General features: G+C 38.9%; 21 protein-coding genes and 1 tRNA gene. All 22 read left to right on the top strand.

Annotated elements, in window-relative coordinates; translation table 11 throughout:
* The first annotated feature begins 107 nt into the window (after positions 1–107).
* Positions 108–653: a hypothetical protein gene (locus AC3M61_RS05245; RefSeq protein ID WP_500779831.1), complete on the top strand. Its 546-nt coding sequence runs from the start codon at positions 108–110 to the stop codon at positions 651–653.
* A gap of 5 nt (positions 654–658) precedes the next feature.
* Entirely contained in the window at positions 659–1,930 is a 1,272-nt protein-coding gene (locus AC3M61_RS05240; protein ID WP_500779830.1) for a nucleotidyltransferase, read from the top strand.
* An 86-nt stretch (positions 1,931–2,016) separates the two neighbouring features.
* Positions 2,017–4,791 (top strand): DEAD/DEAH box helicase, encoded by a 2,775-nt coding sequence (locus tag AC3M61_RS05235; protein WP_500780018.1) that lies wholly within the window; start codon positions 2,017–2,019, stop codon positions 4,789–4,791.
* A gap of 3 nt (positions 4,792–4,794) precedes the next feature.
* Positions 4,795–5,499, top strand: coding sequence for a hypothetical protein (locus AC3M61_RS05230; RefSeq protein WP_500779829.1), 705 nt, complete (start codon positions 4,795–4,797; stop codon positions 5,497–5,499).
* A complete protein-coding gene (locus AC3M61_RS05225) occupies positions 5,483–5,776 on the top strand; it encodes an EscU/YscU/HrcU family type III secretion system export apparatus switch protein (RefSeq protein WP_500779828.1) in 294 nt (97 codons plus the stop codon). Before AC3M61_RS05230 ends, AC3M61_RS05225 begins: the two co-directional genes overlap by 17 nt.
* 25 nt (positions 5,777–5,801) lie before the next feature.
* Positions 5,802–6,782, top strand: coding sequence for a T9SS type B sorting domain-containing protein (locus AC3M61_RS05220; protein WP_500779827.1), 981 nt, complete (start codon positions 5,802–5,804; stop codon positions 6,780–6,782).
* A 39-nt stretch (positions 6,783–6,821) separates the two neighbouring features.
* Entirely contained in the window at positions 6,822–7,931 is a 1,110-nt protein-coding gene (gene prfB / locus AC3M61_RS05215) for a peptide chain release factor 2 (protein ID WP_500779826.1), read from the top strand.
* A gap of 38 nt (positions 7,932–7,969) precedes the next feature.
* Positions 7,970–8,782 (top strand): septum site-determining protein MinD, encoded by an 813-nt coding sequence (minD, locus tag AC3M61_RS05210; RefSeq protein ID WP_500779825.1) that lies wholly within the window; start codon positions 7,970–7,972, stop codon positions 8,780–8,782.
* Positions 8,783–8,787: 5 nt separating this feature from the next.
* Positions 8,788–9,063 (top strand): trigger factor, encoded by a 276-nt coding sequence (locus AC3M61_RS05205; protein ID WP_014452511.1) that lies wholly within the window; start codon positions 8,788–8,790, stop codon positions 9,061–9,063.
* A 33-nt stretch (positions 9,064–9,096) separates the two neighbouring features.
* Positions 9,097–9,837, top strand: a complete 741-nt coding sequence (locus tag AC3M61_RS05200; RefSeq protein ID WP_500779824.1) for a hypothetical protein — start codon at positions 9,097–9,099, stop codon at positions 9,835–9,837.
* Positions 9,838–9,888: 51 nt separating this feature from the next.
* Positions 9,889–10,161 carry a hypothetical protein gene (locus AC3M61_RS05195; protein WP_500779823.1) on the top strand — a complete coding sequence of 91 codons (273 nt, stop codon included), beginning with the start codon at positions 9,889–9,891 and terminating at the stop codon, positions 10,159–10,161.
* Positions 10,151–10,993: a class I SAM-dependent methyltransferase gene (locus AC3M61_RS05190; protein ID WP_500779822.1), complete on the top strand. Its 843-nt coding sequence runs from the start codon at positions 10,151–10,153 to the stop codon at positions 10,991–10,993. The genes AC3M61_RS05195 and AC3M61_RS05190 overlap by 11 nt, the downstream gene beginning before the upstream one ends.
* Before the next feature lie 46 nt (positions 10,994–11,039).
* Positions 11,040–11,960, top strand: a complete 921-nt coding sequence (ftsY, locus tag AC3M61_RS05185; protein ID WP_500779821.1) for a signal recognition particle-docking protein FtsY — start codon at positions 11,040–11,042, stop codon at positions 11,958–11,960.
* Complete coding sequence (locus AC3M61_RS05180) at positions 11,935–12,609, top strand: DUF2225 domain-containing protein (RefSeq protein ID WP_500779820.1); 675 nt, start codon at positions 11,935–11,937, stop codon at positions 12,607–12,609. Before ftsY ends, AC3M61_RS05180 begins: the two co-directional genes overlap by 26 nt.
* The gene (locus AC3M61_RS05175) at positions 12,579–14,069 is read left to right on the top strand and encodes a 3D domain-containing protein (RefSeq protein ID WP_500779819.1); all 1,491 of its coding nucleotides are present in this window, start codon (positions 12,579–12,581) and stop codon (positions 14,067–14,069) included. Before AC3M61_RS05180 ends, AC3M61_RS05175 begins: the two co-directional genes overlap by 31 nt.
* A 37-nt stretch (positions 14,070–14,106) precedes the next feature.
* Entirely contained in the window at positions 14,107–14,532 is a 426-nt protein-coding gene (locus AC3M61_RS05170; protein ID WP_500779818.1) for an RrF2 family transcriptional regulator, read from the top strand.
* Positions 14,529–15,617: a tRNA 2-thiouridine(34) synthase MnmA gene (mnmA, locus tag AC3M61_RS05165; protein ID WP_500779817.1), complete on the top strand. Its 1,089-nt coding sequence runs from the start codon at positions 14,529–14,531 to the stop codon at positions 15,615–15,617. Before AC3M61_RS05170 ends, mnmA begins: the two co-directional genes overlap by 4 nt.
* Before the next feature lie 65 nt (positions 15,618–15,682).
* Positions 15,683–16,204, top strand: coding sequence for a hypoxanthine phosphoribosyltransferase (gene hpt, locus AC3M61_RS05160; RefSeq protein ID WP_500779816.1), 522 nt, complete (start codon positions 15,683–15,685; stop codon positions 16,202–16,204).
* Position 16,205: 1 nt separating this feature from the next.
* Positions 16,206–17,396 carry an LCP family protein gene (locus AC3M61_RS05155; RefSeq protein ID WP_500779815.1) on the top strand — a complete coding sequence of 397 codons (1,191 nt, stop codon included), beginning with the start codon at positions 16,206–16,208 and terminating at the stop codon, positions 17,394–17,396.
* Between the two features lie 42 nt (positions 17,397–17,438).
* Complete coding sequence (locus AC3M61_RS05150) at positions 17,439–18,080, top strand: hypothetical protein (protein ID WP_500779814.1); 642 nt, start codon at positions 17,439–17,441, stop codon at positions 18,078–18,080.
* A 34-nt stretch (positions 18,081–18,114) separates the two neighbouring features.
* Positions 18,115–18,621, top strand: coding sequence for a hypothetical protein (locus AC3M61_RS05145; protein ID WP_500779813.1), 507 nt, complete (start codon positions 18,115–18,117; stop codon positions 18,619–18,621).
* An 89-nt stretch (positions 18,622–18,710) separates the two neighbouring features.
* A tRNA-Leu gene (locus AC3M61_RS05140) sits at positions 18,711–18,795 on the top strand.
* Positions 18,796–18,816 lie beyond the last annotated feature (21 nt).

Here is an 18,816-nt window from a genome sequence, read left to right as displayed (position 1 = left end):
ACAAAAGAAAAGCAAAGCACCGACTACGTTTGTTTAAATAGACCTAATTGTAAAAATCTGGTATAATTTAAAACGAAATGAGAGTAAGTTAAAAGGAGGATGCCGAGATGAGCCAAGAGAATTTCAGCGCTGATGTCCAAAGGGAACGTCACTCAAGACATTCTAAAAGTAGTCGGGTTTTTGGCAAAGAAAAATCGAAATTACCGAAATGGGAGTTTTATTTGATAATCCTTGTGGGGTTCATAACCTTTGTCTTTGGATTTATATCCACAGCTGTTTATTTTGCTGTGATGTACATTTCACCAATTGTATCAAACCTCACAGGGTTCACGTTCTTAGATTCGAGATTTTTACTTTTCACGTTAGCGATGATAACGTTAAGTGGATTTTTATTGGCAGTGTATCCTTATTCAAAAGCAGCAGATGGAAATTCCTCTTTGTTTATAATCCTTTCATTTATAGCTTCCGGCATAGCGTTAGGCGTTCAGGTGTACAAACTGGCATTTAATGGACCAACGTGGATAGGGTTGGATTTACTTGGCGAACATGGAAACACCGTTGAAATGATGTACTTGGGCGCTGTTTATTTTGCGTATAATTTAATACTCTTTGTTTTGATATACACGATAATGAGAAGAGAGTTCGAGGAGTAAGGAATATGAAAGTGCTTGGAATTGTTGTAGAGTATAACCCGTTTCACTATGGTCACTTACACCATTTAAGAGAATCGATAAAGCTTGTCAACCCAGATTACGTGGTCGCTGTAATGAGTGGGAATTTTTGCCAACGTGGTGAGCCCGCGATTGTAAATAAATACGCACGTGCCAAGATAGCCTTACTAAACGGTGTAGACCTTGTCTTAGAACTTCCAACGGTTTATGCGATTCAAGATGCTGGAGGATTCGCATTAGGCTCCGTTGGGATACTCCACAAAACCAGGGTTGTTACAGATATCGTTTTCGGGAGCGAAAGTGGTGATATCGAGTTTCTGAAAAAAGTCGCACATATGCTTGTCAATCAAACGCCTGAGTTTCAAGCGGAGTTCAAAAAGCAACTGAAGATGGGATTTTCTTACCCAAACGCACGAAAATACGCTCTAATGGGCGTGTTGAGCGAGGAAGTAGTGAAACTTTCCAAATCTAACGATATCCTCGGAATTGAATATTTGAAAGCTTTAATGAAATACAACAGTTCAATAGAGCCCCACGTAATTAACAGAATAGGAGCTGATTACAATGACCCAGTATTCAAAGGAAAGTTATCTTCGGCAACGGCTATCAGAAAAGTCATTAAGGCAGGGGAGTTTGAAGCGGCAAAAGATGCGATTCCTCCCACGACGTACGAAATACTAAAAGAAGAATTTAGCAAAGGGAGAGGACCTATCTTTTGGGAATATTTGGAGTTTGTGATTGCTATGTTTAGAAAGATGAGAAGAGAAGATTTTGAGAAGATATACAGTTTCAACGAGGGGCTTGACCTTAGATTTTGGGAAGCGGCAAGGCAAACTGGCGATTTGCAACAGTTTGTAGAATTAGTAAAAGCCAAAAGGTTCACGTATTCAAGAATTAGACGCGCCATCTTGCATGTGTTATTTGATTTAGAAAAAGAACAGATGGAAAAATCAAACGTATTGGGTCCACAGTATTTGAGAATTTTGGGATTTAATAACAAGGGACGAGAATTGCTCAAGGAGATAAAGAGAAAATCGGAAATACCTTTAATCGCCACAGCATCACTTTACAAACAAGTTTTGGAAGAGGTTGAAAAGCAAAGAAATGAAGGAAAACGAGAATGGCAAGTAGACCGTGAGTTGTACTTGTGGCAGTTTGAAAAGGACATCCTTGCCAGCGATATATATACGTTCCTTTACCCTGATAAGTCAGTCCGCTCAGCGGGTATGGATTTCGAACAACAACCGATAATGGTGTGAATAGTGTGAATAATGTGAATAAACAGAAGAATTTGACTCGATGGAACCTATAAGTATTTAAATGGAGGTGTTTTATTAGTAAAGTGATGAATGAAATTATCATTGTTCCAACAGAAAAAGACTGCGAGATAGAGGGTTATTATTACATACCGGATTACGATGTGCTTCCTTACGAAAATCTAAGCCCCTCTTGGTATGTGAGAGCTCGCCGAGTATTTGCACTCCATCTTGCAACACAGGGAGAATTAAAAGGAGTCTGCACACTGCGTTCTATTCTCCATCACGTGATGCCTCCAGAGACGTTGAAAGAAAATACATATCTTCTCAGATTAGGAGACAAGCTTTCGGAACCTGAAAAGCTGTTTGCAAAACTTGGTTATGAAAGGGTCTTCAACGTCCGCGAAGGCGGGACGTTTTCTATAAGGGGAGATATAATCGATTATTTAGGACCGGACGGTGTGCCGGTTAGAATTGAGTTATTTGGTAACGTCATCGAGGATATACGAAAGTTTAATTTAAAAACTCAGCGTAGTGAGGAAAGGTTACAAAGTGCACTTTTGCTTCCTGCACGTGAGTTTGTACTTAGAGAAGAATATTTTAAATCAACTGACGAAGTATTATTAGAGCCTATAGAGAACCAGTTTACCGGAAAGTTTGTGAATGGAACGATACTTAATTACGGAGTGGAACTTTACATAAAAGACAAAAAAAGTGTGCTTGAGCATTTCACACGCTTCGAACGAGAACTACGCAAGTCCATGGAAGAAATGGGACATGATGATAGACTGAGGGATTACAAGCGCTTCGGAATATTAGACTACGAAACGATTTTATCGAGCGCCAAGGAGTTACCTACGGAAAAAGCGCTCTTTGTTGTAAAGAAGGTTCAGGAGGAAGAACACATACCTTCCGAGCCTATAATTTCAGAAGAGGAATTACAAATAGGGGATATAGTTGTCCACAAAAAATACGGGATTGCAAGGTTTAGTGAAATCAAGAAAGTAGACGTGAACGGTGCTCAGAGAGAGTTCTTAGTGTTGAATTTTGCCGATGCTGTTTTATACGTGCCTATCCAAAGGATAGACTTGGTAGAGAAATATGTCGGGGATGAAGTAAATGTAAAGCTTGACTCACTCAAAAAAGGAACTTGGTCACGCAAAGTGGAGAAAGCAAAGAAAAATATAGAGCAACTTGTTCGCGAACTTGTGTTGATACACCATGCACGAAGCAATATCAAAGGGCTTTCGTTACCCGGAGATGCGGAGCTGGAGGAAGAATTTGCAAAGACGTTCCCATTTGTGGAAACACCAGACCAGATAAATGCGATAAATGAAGTGCTCGAAGACCTTGCCAGTGAGAAACCGATGGATAGGCTACTTGTTGGAGATGCTGGTTATGGTAAGACGGAAGTAGCTATCCGTGCGATATTTAGAACGATTGTCTCCGGTAAGCAAGCAGTTCTTCTTGCACCAACAACTATTTTGGCAAAGCAACATTACGACAATCTCGTAGCAAGGTTCAAACCATTTGGTATCAATGTAGCTCTATTGAACAGGTTTTCGACAAAAAAAGAACGTGAGGAGATTTTGGAAGGTGTTAAATCAGGAAAAATTGATTTACTTGTTGGAACACACAGTGTGCTCCGAAATGTGAAATTTGCGGACCTTGGTTTGGTTGTTATCGATGAGGAGCAAAAGTTTGGTGTTGAGCAAAAAGAGAAATTCAAAAAATTACGTGTGAATGTCAATGTGCTTTCTATGAGTGCAACACCTATCCCAAGGACCCTGCACATGGCTTTGTCTAGTTTGAAGGATTTGTCTGAAATAAAAACACCACCACTTGGGAGAAAAGAAATACAGGTCCATATTGGTCCATTCGATGAAAGAATAGTAAGACTTGCAATACTGAGAGAGATAGGACGAGGAGGCCAGGTTATTTACGTTCATAACCGTGTTAATTCGATATACGGAGTTTACGAAAGGTTGAAGGAGTTAGTTCCTGAAGTGGATATCGTTATCGCACATGGTCAGCAACCAAAGAGCGAAATGAAAAAAGCGATAGATGCATTTTATCACAAGCGTGCCGATGTGCTACTTTGCACGACGATAGTTGAGAACGGGGTAGATGTTCCTGATGCAAACACACTTATTGTAGACGACGCACACAGATATGGACTTGCGCAGTTGTATCAACTACGTGGTAGGGTTGGAAGAAGCGACAAAATAGCCTTTGCTTACTTTTTCCATGCAAGGAACGTTAATGATAAGGTTTTAGAGAGACTTTATGCAATAAAATCATACCAAGGTCCCGGAAGTGGTATGAAGATAGCGATGAAGGATATGGAGATAAGAGGCGTAGGTGCTATCTTCGGTGTTGAACAGCATGGGTTTGTCAATGACCTTGGACTTAAATACTACCTTGACTTGTTGAACGAAGCGGTCATGGAGTACACGGGACAAGTCCAAAGTAAAATCGATACAGAACTCGAAGGCATTCCTGGAAGTATCGTAATACCAGAATTTTACATATACGACCCATTCGAACGCATGAGGTTTTACAGAAGAATTGCTTCGGCAACGAGTGAGCAGGAGATACAAGATATCTATGAGGAGCTTGTTGATAGGTTTGGTAAGATGCCTGAGAGTGTTGAGAACCTTTTAAAATATGCACTCTTACGGATAATCTTGTGGAGAAAGAACGTTGCAAAAGCAACAATATCGGACGTCGGACTTGTGGTTAAATTCAAAAACGGCTCCTTCGGGGAGATATCCACAAATTACATATACAACGAGAAAGAAGATGTTTACTTGTTCTTTGTTAATATAGATGAACTGATAGAACAGTCAAAGGTGGTTGTATAAGGTGTGAAAATTTTTGGGCTTGTCGTGGAGTCTTATGGGAAATATGTAAAGGTCAAAACATCCGATGGTGAGTACATAATCAAAAGTGGAAAGAAAGCACCTAAGGAAGGTGCAAAAATTGAATTGAAAGATTTTGGCGTTGGTGATTACGTAGCAAAGGTTTTAGCAAAAAAACCTTACAACTTTCGGGAATTGCCTAGCGTCAGGTTTGTTCAACTTGCTGAGGATTTGGTTGAAGGGTTTGATATTTCCTCCAAAGAGCGACTCATTGTTGCAATTGCGCTATTTTTAGAGGAGATTTCTAAACGAAGAGAAATAGATAAATCAATCCTCCAAAGGCTAAAAAGAGCTCTAGGGAAACTGCAAACTGTGAATGTGGCACAACAAAGCATGGAAAAGAAGGAAAGTGATAGTGACCGTCAAGAATTAGAGGATTTTTTGAATTATCTGAACATTTTGTCTGGTAAATACGGTCTAATTATTAATGAAGGAGTAGTTTTTCTTGACAGAGAGGCTGGGACTTTCGAAGTTTTTTTGAAAGATAACCGTATCTACGGAGTAGCCCAGCAAAATTCATTGAGCTCAAGTGTAACACTTTACTTTGAGAAGATTCCTGAAAACGTGGCGGAGTTAGAAAGACGTCTTAGGAACAATTTCAATGTTGTGTCTATAAAACTCGAGGCGATGCGGGATGGAACGTATGTATGATAAAGAAAAATACGATAAAGATTGCACACAGAAGTTGGCTGTTGCTTTGAGATACAACCCGAAAGAGGACTATGTCCCATTTGTTGTGGCAAAGGGCAAATGCCATTTGGCGGAAATGATAATAAGGAAAGCGACGGAAAGTAACGTACCGATAGTGAAATCAGAAGAACTGGTCAAAGAGCTTTTCAGACTTGACTTATTGGAGCCTATACCAACGAAACTCTACGTTGCTGTAGCAGAGGTACTTGCATTCATCCAGCTTGGTTTGAATAAGTGAAGCATTTTTAAGGAGGTGTACGAATATGAGGATTATAGGTAAAGGTCCTGTTAATGTTGCGATGTTTGGAGTGGTGATATTTATAATACTGACAACGGTGATATCGGTTTCTGCATTTTCCGAATTTTCCTTTCAAATAATCATCGGCATAGGAAATGTGCCTAACATTTCGCTCAACGATTTACCTGATTATTCGGTTTTACTCTACACAGATGAACCATTTGCCGCTGTATATATCGATGGAAAATATGTAGGAAATACTGATGGCTTTGGAAGAATTGTCGTAAAGTTTGATGTGGAAGGTTATCATTCAGTTTGGATTGTTAGCTCGAACAAGTATGTTGTGTTTGACAAGATAGTGTTCTATGTTGAGAAACAGCCAAAGATAGTCTACGTGCCTTCAACGCGCTTGGGTGAAGTTACGATTTTTTCAAACGTCTACCCCGTTTCTGTGTATTCCCCCAAAGGTTTGCTTTATGGTGTTGTGAACAAAGATGGGGAAAAAGTCCTGGCACCAGTTGGGCTTCAAGAACTGGTCTTTTCTTCTCCTGGATTTGAAGATATAAAGCAGAGCGTCAATGTTCAATATGGAAAAGAGAGTCCTGTTTGGTTGAAATTTAGCCCTGTCCCATTTAATTTGGAACTTGTTGTGTCTGAGAAATTCTCACCGAACGGCGATTGGACCGATGATGAGTGCGTTATCAAAATATACTCATCAAGACCTGCAAGCGGAAGTATTCAAATTGTGGATAATTCTGGTATAATTGTGTATGAAAAGCCTTTAAAAATTAATGCCGGGACGACACAACTAAAATGGGATGGAAAAGGTTATCCAGACGGTGTTTATACCGTCAAGGTTTTGTTATCAGATGGTTTGACAACAATCCAAAAAGAGGCAAGAACGGTTATAGATAATTCTGTCTATACGTATGCAAAAGAAATCACAATAGCAATACTACTTCTTATGACTGGGGTCATTACTTACCTGATATTGACTGGAAAATAATAGTTAGGAAATAAAATTTGCAAGGAGAGGTGTGTAAGTGTGATAACGTACGAACAAAAACAACGAATCGAAGAACTTAAGAAAAAGTTCGATGATATTATTGAGGTTTTCCACCCCGAGGATAAAAAGGCAAGACTCAAAGAACTCGAAGAAGAGAGCTTAAAACCCGATTTTTGGAACGACCAAAAAAGGGCACAACAAGTTAATAGAGAGATACAAAGGACAAGGAAGATAATCGAAGATATGGAGCGTATCAAAGCACTTTTCGAAGACATAGAAGTCGGTATAGAACTTTCAGAAGAAGACCCTTCGATGCAGGAACACTTAGAAGAGATGATAGAAGAGGTGTCAAAAAAGATAAGGGAATTCGAACTTGAGATGATTCTCAACGGGAAATTCGATGCCTCGAATGCGTATCTTTCCATTCACCCGGGTGCTGGTGGAACGGAGTCTCAAGACTGGGCTTCTATGCTCTTGAGAATGTATATGCGCTGGGCTGAAAGGAAAGGCTACGATGTTGAGATAGTCGATTATCAAGAAGGTGAGGAAGCAGGAATAAAGAGTGCAACAATATACATTAAGGGTGATTTCGCATACGGATATTTGAAATACGAGCGTGGAGTACATAGGCTTGTGAGAATTTCACCATTCGATGCTAATAAAAGAAGGCACACATCGTTTGCTTCAGTTAACGTACTTCCAGAAATAGAGGACGATATTGACATTGAGATTAAGCCAGAAGACTTGAGGATAGATACATACAGAGCGAGTGGTGCTGGTGGACAGTATGTAAACAAAACGGAATCTGCTGTAAGAATTACACACTTACCAACAGGCATTGTTGTAACGTGTCAAACGGAGAGGTCACAACTTCAAAACAGGGAAACTGCGATGAAGATGTTGAAAGCAAGGTTGTACCAACTTGAGCTTGAAAAGAGAAGAAAGCAGATAGAACAAATTCAAGGTGAACTAAAAGATATTAGCTGGGGTAACCAAATTAGATCCTACGTCTTCCATCCATACACAATGGTGAAAGACCACAGAACGGATGTAGAAACGGGAAACATTGAAGCAGTTATGGATGGGGATATAGATATGTTCATAGAAGCCGAGTTGGTTTACTACGCAAAATTGGGCTTGAATGAATAGTGTGCTTTTCTCTCAATAAGACCAAAGGGGTGGGGCATGTGAACAGACCTAAGGTATTTGTTGTTACATCAGGGAAAGGTGGTGTGGGTAAGACAACCTTCACCGCAAATCTTGGTTGTACATTAGCCAAGATGGGAGAAAGAGTGTGCTTGATAGATGCTGACATAGGTTTGAAGAACTTGGACGTAGTCTTGGGATTGGAAAATAGAATCATTTACACATCTTTTGATGTCGTAAACGGGACTGTCTCAGCCAAGGAAGCACTCGTCAAACACAAGCAGTTGAAAAACCTATACTTACTTGCAGCTTCTCAAGTTGCTACAAAAGAGATGATGTCACCAGAAGACATGAAGCGAATAGTTCAAGAGTTGTACGACGATTTTGATTTTATACTCATCGATTCACCGGCCGGCATAGAGCGAGGTTTCAGGAATTCTGTTGCACCAGCCGAGGCAGCATTTATCGTTACTACGCCAGAGCTACCAGCAATTTCGGATGCGGACAGGGTTATAGGATTGCTTGAAAACTATGGATTTTCTGAAGACAAGATGTACATCGTCCTAAACAAATTTAAACCTCACATGGCTAAACGTGGTGAGATGCTCGATAAGAGTGACGTTGAAAAAGCTTTGGCAATGAGGATAATAGGTGTAATACCTGACTCTGAAGAGGTCATCGTAGCGACGAACAAGGGTATACCAGTTGTTCTTGAGGATGGTGTAGTTATCGGTAGAAGCTTTGAAAATATCGTCAAAAGAATCAAGGGGGAAGAGGTACCAATAGAGGAAGACCTTAAGGGTGTCTCTAAGGGGTTCTTATCTTCATTACTCTCTGTGTTTAAGAAGAGGTGATTGTGATGTGGATTATCGATATATTCAGAAAGAAAAAGCACAAAAATACAAAATCACCGAAAGAGGAAGCGGCAGAAAGACTTGAAACGATGCTCACAAGAAGAAGAGAGATTGTCAAGATGATACCTGTGGAAGAGTTCGAAGCGAACTCTGAAGAGATTAAATATGCGGTTATTGAAACGATTTCAAGGAAGTTCAACATACCACCGGAGAAGGTGAAAGTAGATTATCACGAACAAAATGGATATATTGTCATCGTAACGAATGTCAATTTCAAATAGGTCAAAAGTTCGCAATAAGCGAGGCGAAATAACTTGAAAAGAGTATTATTTGTTTTTGTAACGGTTAGCATGATACTTATTTTATCTAGTTGTGCTTATTTGATAAATAATTTTCTGTCTGGAACGGGTAAGCAGACCTATACATTTTATTTTTATGTTAATGGCCTTCCAGAAGAAGTTTTGAGAAGTCTGCAGGATATAGACACCGCTGGCAGTTTGGTTATATCATCGATTGAGCACGAAGCAACGATAACAATCGAAAATCCTTTCGAAGTTTCGAGTGCAACTACAAACATTTTTGGTGATATGCTCGGTAAGTATGATATAGCTACAACATCAAAAGAGAATTTGGATTTTTCATCCAGATTAAAGATATCTTTTTCTACAGACACAACTCTACCTGCCACTACCGTTGCAATAAACTTTCCAAAAAAAAGTTACGATATAAGTGGGGCTAATGAATTTTATGTAGTCTACGATTTCACCAGTGAGAGTTCTGAAGTTAAGTTTTTGAAAAAAGTTAACGGTTACATCTTTGAAATTCGCACAAGGTCTCGTGAATTTGTTGAAGTTTACGATATTAACTCTGGAAAAAGCTACAAAATGTTCACAGAAAATATTTCTGGAACATTTAAGGCATTTTTCGTTGCTGAAAGAGGCAAGACTTACACATTCAAGGCTGTCGAGCAAGGTGTAGAGCAGACGAAAAGTGTACCTTACTATTCTGATAGGGACACTGAAGTTGTTGATTTGACTGGAACAAGCTCTATGTAAATGTCTAAGTGTATATGTTTTTTCAATCCGTTTCTTCCGAGGTGTCGGCACTTGAAAGTAAAAAGCGATAAAGGAAAAAAAGAAGATAACATACTCCTAGTGCTTTTCATTATTATATTCATCATTTTCCTAGCTTATTTTCTAACTAGTCTTTTGCGGTATGTATTAATATCGAAAGAACTTCAAGAGCTAAAGCGTGCTTATGAAATTGAGAAGGAACAGATTGCTGATAAAGAAAAGACTTTACAGAAGCTGAGACAGTTGGTAGAAGCAAGTGATACCACGGATAATAAGGAGGTTGGCGAGATAGAGAATGGTCGATGATAATTCAATGGACATAGCAACTCGGGAACGAAACGAATCAAAAAGTGAAGACTATGGTGTAGTCATTACTACATCTCATAACCCATCAAGAGAGGCTGTAGAGTTGGCAAAGGAACTTTCACAAGATTTTGGTATCCCTTATTACAACCGAAGGCATTTGTCTGAGAGAGTGAAGGAAGGGAAAGTGAAAATTTACTATGTTGTTGACAACAATCTCCAGCTTTCAGTAGTTACATCAACTGGTAGGTTATTTTTCCATCCAGGAATGGCGAAGATACGGATGGAAAATTACAAAAGGGATGGAAAAGACTTACTTTTGGAAGCATTAAAGCCATCTTCGGAAGATATCATCTACGATGCAACGTTTGGATTAGGAATGGATGCAGTGTTTATGGCACATTTTGTCAAACAAGTTGTTGGAACGGAAGTATCAACACATATTTACAGGGTAGTTTCATATGGACTTGCCAAATATCAATCAAAAGAAGAATGGATAAATACGGCGATAAAGAAGATAGTTTTGTTCAACGAAGATATGAAAAGCTTTATAAAAAGGCAACCTGATAAATCCTTTGATATAGTCTACTGTGACCCGATGTTTGAAAACCCTGTGTATGAAAGTTCAGCTCTCAATCCGCTTAGACCTTTAGCAAGTTACGACACGATAGATACATCAACTGTTGAAGAGATGATGAGAATTGCAAGAAAAAGGATAGTTATCAAAACATTGGTAAAAGACAGTTTATTGGAAAGGATTTCTGTTCAGTTTGATAGGGTAATCACTAGCAAGCGAAGTGGATTAGTGTATGCATGTATCGATTTGGACAAATAAAACGAAAGCTTTAATAAAGTAGAAAGCAGGGAGGTCACGTATAACCATGGGATTTTTTGACAAACTAAAAGAAGGACTTAAAAAAAGTAGAGAGACATTTTTTAATAAGATAGGTCAGATACTGAAGACAAAAAGGTTTGACAGAGAGACACGTGATGAAATTGAAGAGCTTTTGATTCTTGCAGACGTAGGAGTGGAAGCTACCGAATATATCCTTGAAAGACTCGAAGAGATGAAACCAGAAGACGCTTTTGAAGCTTTAAAGGAAATCTTGATTGAGATACTTTCAAAAGACAACAAACTCAACATTCCTGATGAAAAGCCTTTTGTGATAAGTATGGTCGGAGTAAATGGTTCGGGAAAGACAACAACGTGCGGAAAATTGGCGTATATGTTTAGAAGCGAAGGTAAGCAGGTTGTGCTTGGTGCTTGTGATACGTTCAGAGCAGCTGCTATAGACCAACTGAAAGTTTGGGCGGAAAGAAGTGGAGCAACGTTTATCGCACACATGGAAGGTGCCGATGCCGGTGCCGTAGCATACGATGCTGTTAATCATGCCATTTCTAAAGGGAAAGATGTGGTTATTCTCGACACGGCGGGTAGGTTACACAACAAAAAGCACCTTATGGACGAACTCCAAAAAGTTCATAGAGTAGTTCAAAAGCTTATTCCATCGGCGCCACATGAAGTGCTTCTGGTTATGGATGCCGTAACTGGGCAAAATGGATTGCAACAAGCGAAAATATTTAAGGAAGTTGTTAACGTCACGGGTATAGTGCTCACAAAACTTGATGGGACAGCAAAAGGCGGAATTGCCATTGCAATTGCAAAAGAACTTGGAATACCAATTAAATTCATAGGTGTGGGTGAAGGAATTGATGATTTGAAGCCATTTGATGCCAAAGATTTTGTGGAAGCCTTGTTGGCAGGAGATGAAATTAGTGAATCAACTCCCGCAAGTGTATGACAAAAGATACAAGTGTCCTATTTGTTCAAACATTACAATTTCAAAAAGGGTTTTCACAGACAGGATAAAGATAAAAAGTTACGACGAAGATATGAAGCCAAACTATGAGGGCGTTAATCCTCTTTTGTATTCCGTAGTTGTTTGCTCTCAATGTTTTTATTCAGCATTGGAACAAGATTTTGAACATCAGGTATCTCCTATTTACATGGAGGAAGTAAAAAAGGTCCAAAATGAAATCAAAATACCTGAAGGTATATCATTTTCGCAGGAGCGTGACCACAAAACTGCCATATTTGCCTATGCGCTTGCGACCTTGTTCTATAACGCCAAAAAACAGCCTTGCCGAGTAGCAGAGATGTATCTAAGAATGGCATGGCTCTATCGGGAAATGTCTGACAAAGAAAATGAATTAAAAGCACTTGCAAGAGCTTTGGTGTATTTTGAAGAGTGCTACACAAAAACAAATCTTGATACCGAAAAAGAACCTATGATATTGTTCTACCTGGGTGAGATATCGTATAAGCTTGGAAAAATTGAAGATGCAACAAAATGGTTCTCAAAGCTTGTTACAGACTATAGAGACGTAAATTCTTTTTATGTCAAGGCAGGGAGGGACAGATGGCAGAGTATAAGAGGAGAAATGAAATAATATTAGCCATGAGAAAGAACACTTCTACATTTTTGTTATTGCCAATCCTACTGCTTTTGTTCATGACGTACTCGTGTATGCCTTTGGGAAATTATTTAGAGTTATCTTTGCAAGTTCGGAGCATTGAAGAGCGAGTTGAAAAACTCGAGAAATCGAGAACATCACATAATGTTACCGATTCGCAAACACAAAAAATTCAGCAGATGCAATCACAGTTGTCTCAAGTTAGGGATTCTGTTGCTAAACTCGAAAAGTCTGTGACGGACCTGCAAGTAAAAGTTACATCGATAGAAAGTATTCAGCAGGCTTTGGAGAAGCTTTCAAAAAGGGTAGAAAAAGTAGAATCATCGAACACTAGCAACGCAAACGCCATAAATGAGTTATCGAAGAAAATTACCACCGTGGAAAAGAGTAATAGTAATATGCAAGGAAAAATTGCCAGCTTTGAGAACCAACTGAAACAAATTGAGAACCTGCAAAAAAGCGTAGATTCACTTAGTGCTCAGGTCAGAAATATTCAACAGAATATGCCTCAGAAAATAAGCCAGAGTGATATTGAATTTTTAAGGCAGTTACAACAGCAAATAAACGAGTTAAAAACGGCAGTTCAGAGCATTGATACATCAACACTTCTAAAATTAAACACAGGCTACATATACTATATTGTAAAATCCGGTGACACACTTTCATCAATTGCCTCAGCTTACAAAGTAGACATGAACACGCTTGCAAGTGTAAACAGCATAAAGGATCCATCGAAACTTTTTGTTGGTCAGTTGATTAGGATTCCTGTTGATGATCCAAAAAAATACGTTCGTGTTCCTGTAAAAATACAGCCTACGGATATACTCTCATACCATGGTCAGGAAAGAAACGGTGGTAAGACCATTGGTATGGATATCTACGCAAAAGGTAAGGACATATTTCCAATTCTACCAGGCAAAGTCTTGAGCATTGACAATAACACAGTAACAATCGACCACGGAAATATGATATTGGCCGTATACGGAGGGATTAACACTTCACTTAAACCAGGCACCTTTGTCACAGTTGACAAACCCATCGGGCAGTGTATCGATGTCTTTCATTTCGAACTTTACATAGAGGGTGAACCAAGGGATCCTCTTAGATTGTTTACAGAGTACAAGGGTATCTTTACTGTGACTTTTTACTCCGAATGGGATGATGGCAAAGTGCCAATGCATCCTACATTTAGGATAGCGCGGAATGGAAGAGTGCCTCAGCAGTTCTTAACGATAGCGGTTGACCCTTCAGTAATCCCGCTTGGTTCGCTCGTTTATATCCCAACATTGGCTAACGTGGTTTTTATCGCTGAAGACACAGGCAGTGCGATAAAAGGTAACAGAATAGATGTTTATGTGAGTGACGTAAGACTTGCGCTCAACAATGGAATTACTCCACATCCTGTTTATATAATCAGGCCGGATTTGAATAACTGAAAGAAATGATATATTAAACAAGAGGAAGGGTGATATATTGGCAATTACGATGAAGAGTGAGTACGCAATAAAAATAATGATACTAATTGGTTTGGAGAATAGACGTGTTTGTGCGCGTGAGTTAGTGAAAAAATGCCGGGCAAAATTACCACTTGAATTTGCTGAAAAAATTTTGGCAGACCTTGCAAGGAATGGTATTCTGAGGGCTTACAGAGGCAGGGGCGGAGGCTATGAATTGGCAAAAGATACTGAAGAAATAACAGTTTACGATATAGTCACGGCGGTAGACAATCCTACCGACGCTATTAAATGCTTTGTTGATGTAGCTCCAGAGCACGAAAGTCCAGAGACTTGCACAGTTAGTAAAATATGGGAGGTTGTTTTAGAAAAGATGGAAGATACGCTTAAAAGCATAAAACTTAGAGATTTGATAGAAGACTACAAAGCGAGGTGCAAAACTTGAACCGTGAAATAAAGAAAAAAGGTGTCAAGGTTGGGGTATTACTCAGCGGAGGCGTTGATAGTGCAGTTGCTTTGTATTTGCTTTTAGAGGAAGGATACGATGTTACAGCTTACCACATGAAGACCGTTAGAGATGAACTCTACGTAACCAAGCAGATTAAACACAAAGTTTGTTGTAGCCCATCAGACACATTCGATGCACAGATGATAGCGAAAAAATTCGGTGTTCCGTTTAAAATAATTCACGTTGAAGATGTTTTCAAAGAGAGGATAATTGATTATTTCATAAACGAAAACCTGAGAGGTAGAACACCAAATCCTTGCTTTTTTTGCAACGATTATATAAAATTCGGAGCTGTGATGGACGTTGCATTAAGAGATGGAATGGAATACGTAGCTTCCGGACACTACGCAAGGATAATCGATGGGAAACTTTACAAAGCTGTTGATGAAAGTAAAGACCAGTCGTACTTTTTAGCTTCAATAAAAAAAGAGAAATTGAGAAGGATAATTCTCCCAAATGGATATTACACGAAAGAGGAAATAAGAAAAATCGCTCAGCAGCAGGGCATACATGTGGCGCAGAAGATAGATTCCCAAGATTTGTGCTTCTTACCGGATAACGATTTGAAAGGCTTCTTTAGAGATTTAGGGATAGATGTCAAACCGGGAAACATAATTACAACTGACGGAAAGATTATTGGAAAACACGAAGGATTACCATTTTACACAATAGGACAGCGAAAACTTGGTATAGCTACTGGAAGCAAATTGTATGTGAGGGCAAAAAATGTTGATGGTAATTTCATATTAGTTGCACCTGTTGATGAATTATACGACAAACATATGGTTGTTTCGAATTTGAATGTCTATGACGATTATTTACCAAATGAGTTCCGAGCCAGTGTAAAGATACGCAAAAAGTTCAAAGAAGTTGGATGTACAGTCCAATACAAAGATGAAGATGGTGGAAAACTCTTCGTAACGTTCGACGAACCTACATTTGCGGTAACTCCAGGACAAATTGCAGTTTTCTACGACGGACCAAGGGTTATCTGTGCGGGGGTTATTGAATCAGGAAAGTGAGAGCGTATTCCTCACAAGTTAGAAATCCAAAAAGCCAATTTGAGCCAATTTAGGAGGGGATTTCCTTGATAGAGGTTATGATATCCAGTGAACAAATCAGACAGCGTGTAAAAGAACTTGGAAGAGAAATCACGGAGTACTACAAAGACAAAACCGATACATTGCATGCGGTTTGTGTTCTTAAGGGTTCTATACACTTCTTCAGCGAGTTGGTACAGAACATAGATATGAACGTGGAGTATTCATTTATCCAAGTTTCAAGCTATTCTGGAGTTTCATCAACCGGACGTATCAGGGTGAAGAGCTGGATTGATGAGCCAATTGAAGGCAGGTACGTTATAGTAGTTGAGGACATCCTTGACACCGGACTAACACTTTCATACATACTGGAGTATTTGAAAAGGTATCGTCCAGCCGATTTAAAAGTAGTGACCCTACTGAAAAAACTTGGTAGAACCCCTCAGGTTACTCCTGATTTCGTAGGTTTTGAGATTGAGGATAAATTTGTGATTGGTTATGGGCTTGATTATAACGAAAAGTACAGAAACCTCCCATACATAGGTTGGGTCAAGGGAGATATAAAGTAATATGAAGAACGTCCTTTATGTTTTTGTAATATTCATAGGTATGGCTGCTGCGCTCTTTGTTTCCACAATTTGGATAGAGATGTTTCTAAGGATGTTTTTTATTCCCACAGAAGACCCTGTTAACATCTTAGTTTTAGGGTTGGATAAAGACATTGGTGGGACAAGACGAACCGATGTCATACTTGTTGCCAGTGTAGACCTTGAAAAAAAGAAGATGTTGATTTCCAGCATCCCGAGGGATTTAATAGTCGATGGTAAAAAGATAAACTCTTACTATCAAAAAGAAGGGTTGGAAAAATTTAAGAAGAGAATAGAAGAAATAACAGGGATTAACATAAAGAGGTATTTCATTGTTGATTACGACATTTTCAAATTCCTTGGCGACGAACTTGGCCCAATCGAAGTTTTCGTTGATAGACCCATGCACTACAAAGATGTAGCGCAGAATTTGGAAATTGACTTTACACCTGGTTATTACAAAATGAAGGGAAAGGAACTACTTGCTTATCTACGTTTCAGAAAAACAGCGGAAGGAGACATAGGAAGACTTGACAAACAGCGGGTAATAATAGAAAAGCTTGCTCAAAAAGCCTTACAAAAAAACGTGTTCGCTTTAACGGAACTTTATAGGGAAATCAAAAAACGCACAGAATTCAACATGGAAATAGGGGAAGTTGTTTACATCTTTTCAAAAGTAAAAAAAAGCTTGCAAATTGAAAGCGTCCCATTTCCATTCTACATAGGAATAGACGGCAATTTGTACCTTGATGAATCTAAGATAGAAGAATACCGAGCAAGTTTTGCAACCAGAGAGAAGAGGTTGGAGGAAAGATACAGATACTACGTTATAAACAACACTAAGAACAGAACAGCCATCTTTGGTGAGAAAATTGGGAGTCTCTTTGCTTCTAAAGGTTACAAACCCAACAACATTTTCTACGAAGGAGTAGACGTAGATATAAAGAAAAATGCGGTTTTGATATTGAGAAAAAACGAAGGAGTGAAAAACTTTGTTGATAACCTATTGGTAAACGTGTTCCCTGAAACAGAGTTTGAAGTCGTATACGTTGAAGACAGGCTTGATTATATTTCTAAATATCTTGCTATTATAGGCGAATTAACAAAGAACGGTAAAAAAATTGTCTTTCCAATAGATTTCATAATAATTCTAGTTGGAGATTTGAAGATTTAGAAAAATTGGGAACTTTTTGAATGCTTTAACGAGGTGAGCATCTTGTTTAAGTGTAAGAAAATTTTCTTGGCTGTTGGAATTATTGTTTTCTTATTTACTCTCTTTACCAGCTCTGTGTATGCGCAGAATACTTCGCAATTGCCTCAAACAAAAACATCTGATGATGGTATGAGTGTTTACGGTTTCATCGAAAAGTTGGCTGGAAATCGTAACTTCAACATAACTACGGTTCTAACTTTTGATGTTATGGATGGACAGCAACATAAAAGAATTGCTTTCTCTTTTGATATGGTTGTTAAAAACTTGGAAAAATTCACATTTTATCTTAAGTCTCCCGAAGTTGTCAAAGATATCGTTATTCGATACGATATAATTTCCAGAAAAGTGGAATACATATACAAAAACTACAAAACAACAGAGAACGTAGTTCCAAATGTTTCGCAAATAGGGGATATACTAACATCGATAACAGATTTCCTTTCAACGCCACTATTCAACGCGACATACGAAAGAGATTATATCGAATTTAGACCAAAGAATGCGGCAATCCTTGCAAGATTCGGTGTTCAAGCGATAACAGTTAGACTTTACATGGAAATGGAACTTCCAAAAAAGATAGAGATACTTAACGATAAAACAGATGAAAAAGTAGTTTTGGAATTCACTAAGTTTGTAATAGGATAGTTTAAACTATTAGGCAAAAAGAGGGGGCTAAAAGATGTTTAAAAGGTTGTTTATCTCTTGTTTTCTTGTGATAATCACTCTTGCGTATGCTTATTTCAACATAGGGGTTGGATACAATTACGGGGAATTTTCGAACTGGGTTTTAAGGGTTGGCTACGAGGACTACGGTTTTAACCTGAATGCTGACTGGACCGTAGACAGACTGTGGAATATTTACGCTGGCGTATCCTTTGAAACAGCCCTTGGATTTTGGGTCGGACCGGCAATTTATGCAACATACGATTACAATACATCTTCGAATGCGTTTTCTGTTGTATACGGTCCTGTTTTGGGGTTTTCAAACAAACAACTCTTTGTTCAAGTAGGTTATTTCAGTGATTTTGCGACTTTCATAGATGTTTCAGATGCACTATTTGCAAGCTTGAGATTTTACGTTCCAGACCCACCGGGGATGAAGATGGTTGATAAACTTTACATTGAGGCACAATACTTTAGGGGAAGTTTCAAAATCCTTGTCGGTTTATTGGAACCATATTTCTGAACGTCAGAAATCTCTACCTAAGCGTTAGAGACTTGAAAACTTTCACTTGTATGGTATAATAAACCTTGCTGATAGATAGAAATAGATTTGCCGAGGTGGCGGAATTGGCAGACGCGCATGACTCAGGATCATGTGGGGTTTCCCGTGCGGGTTCAAATCCCGCCCTCGGCACCAAATGGGTAGGTCAGCAAGGGT

The organism is Fervidobacterium sp. (assembly GCF_059913585.1).
Note: the sequence above shows the minus strand (reverse complement) of the source record. Positions and strands in the feature narration are given on the sequence as shown.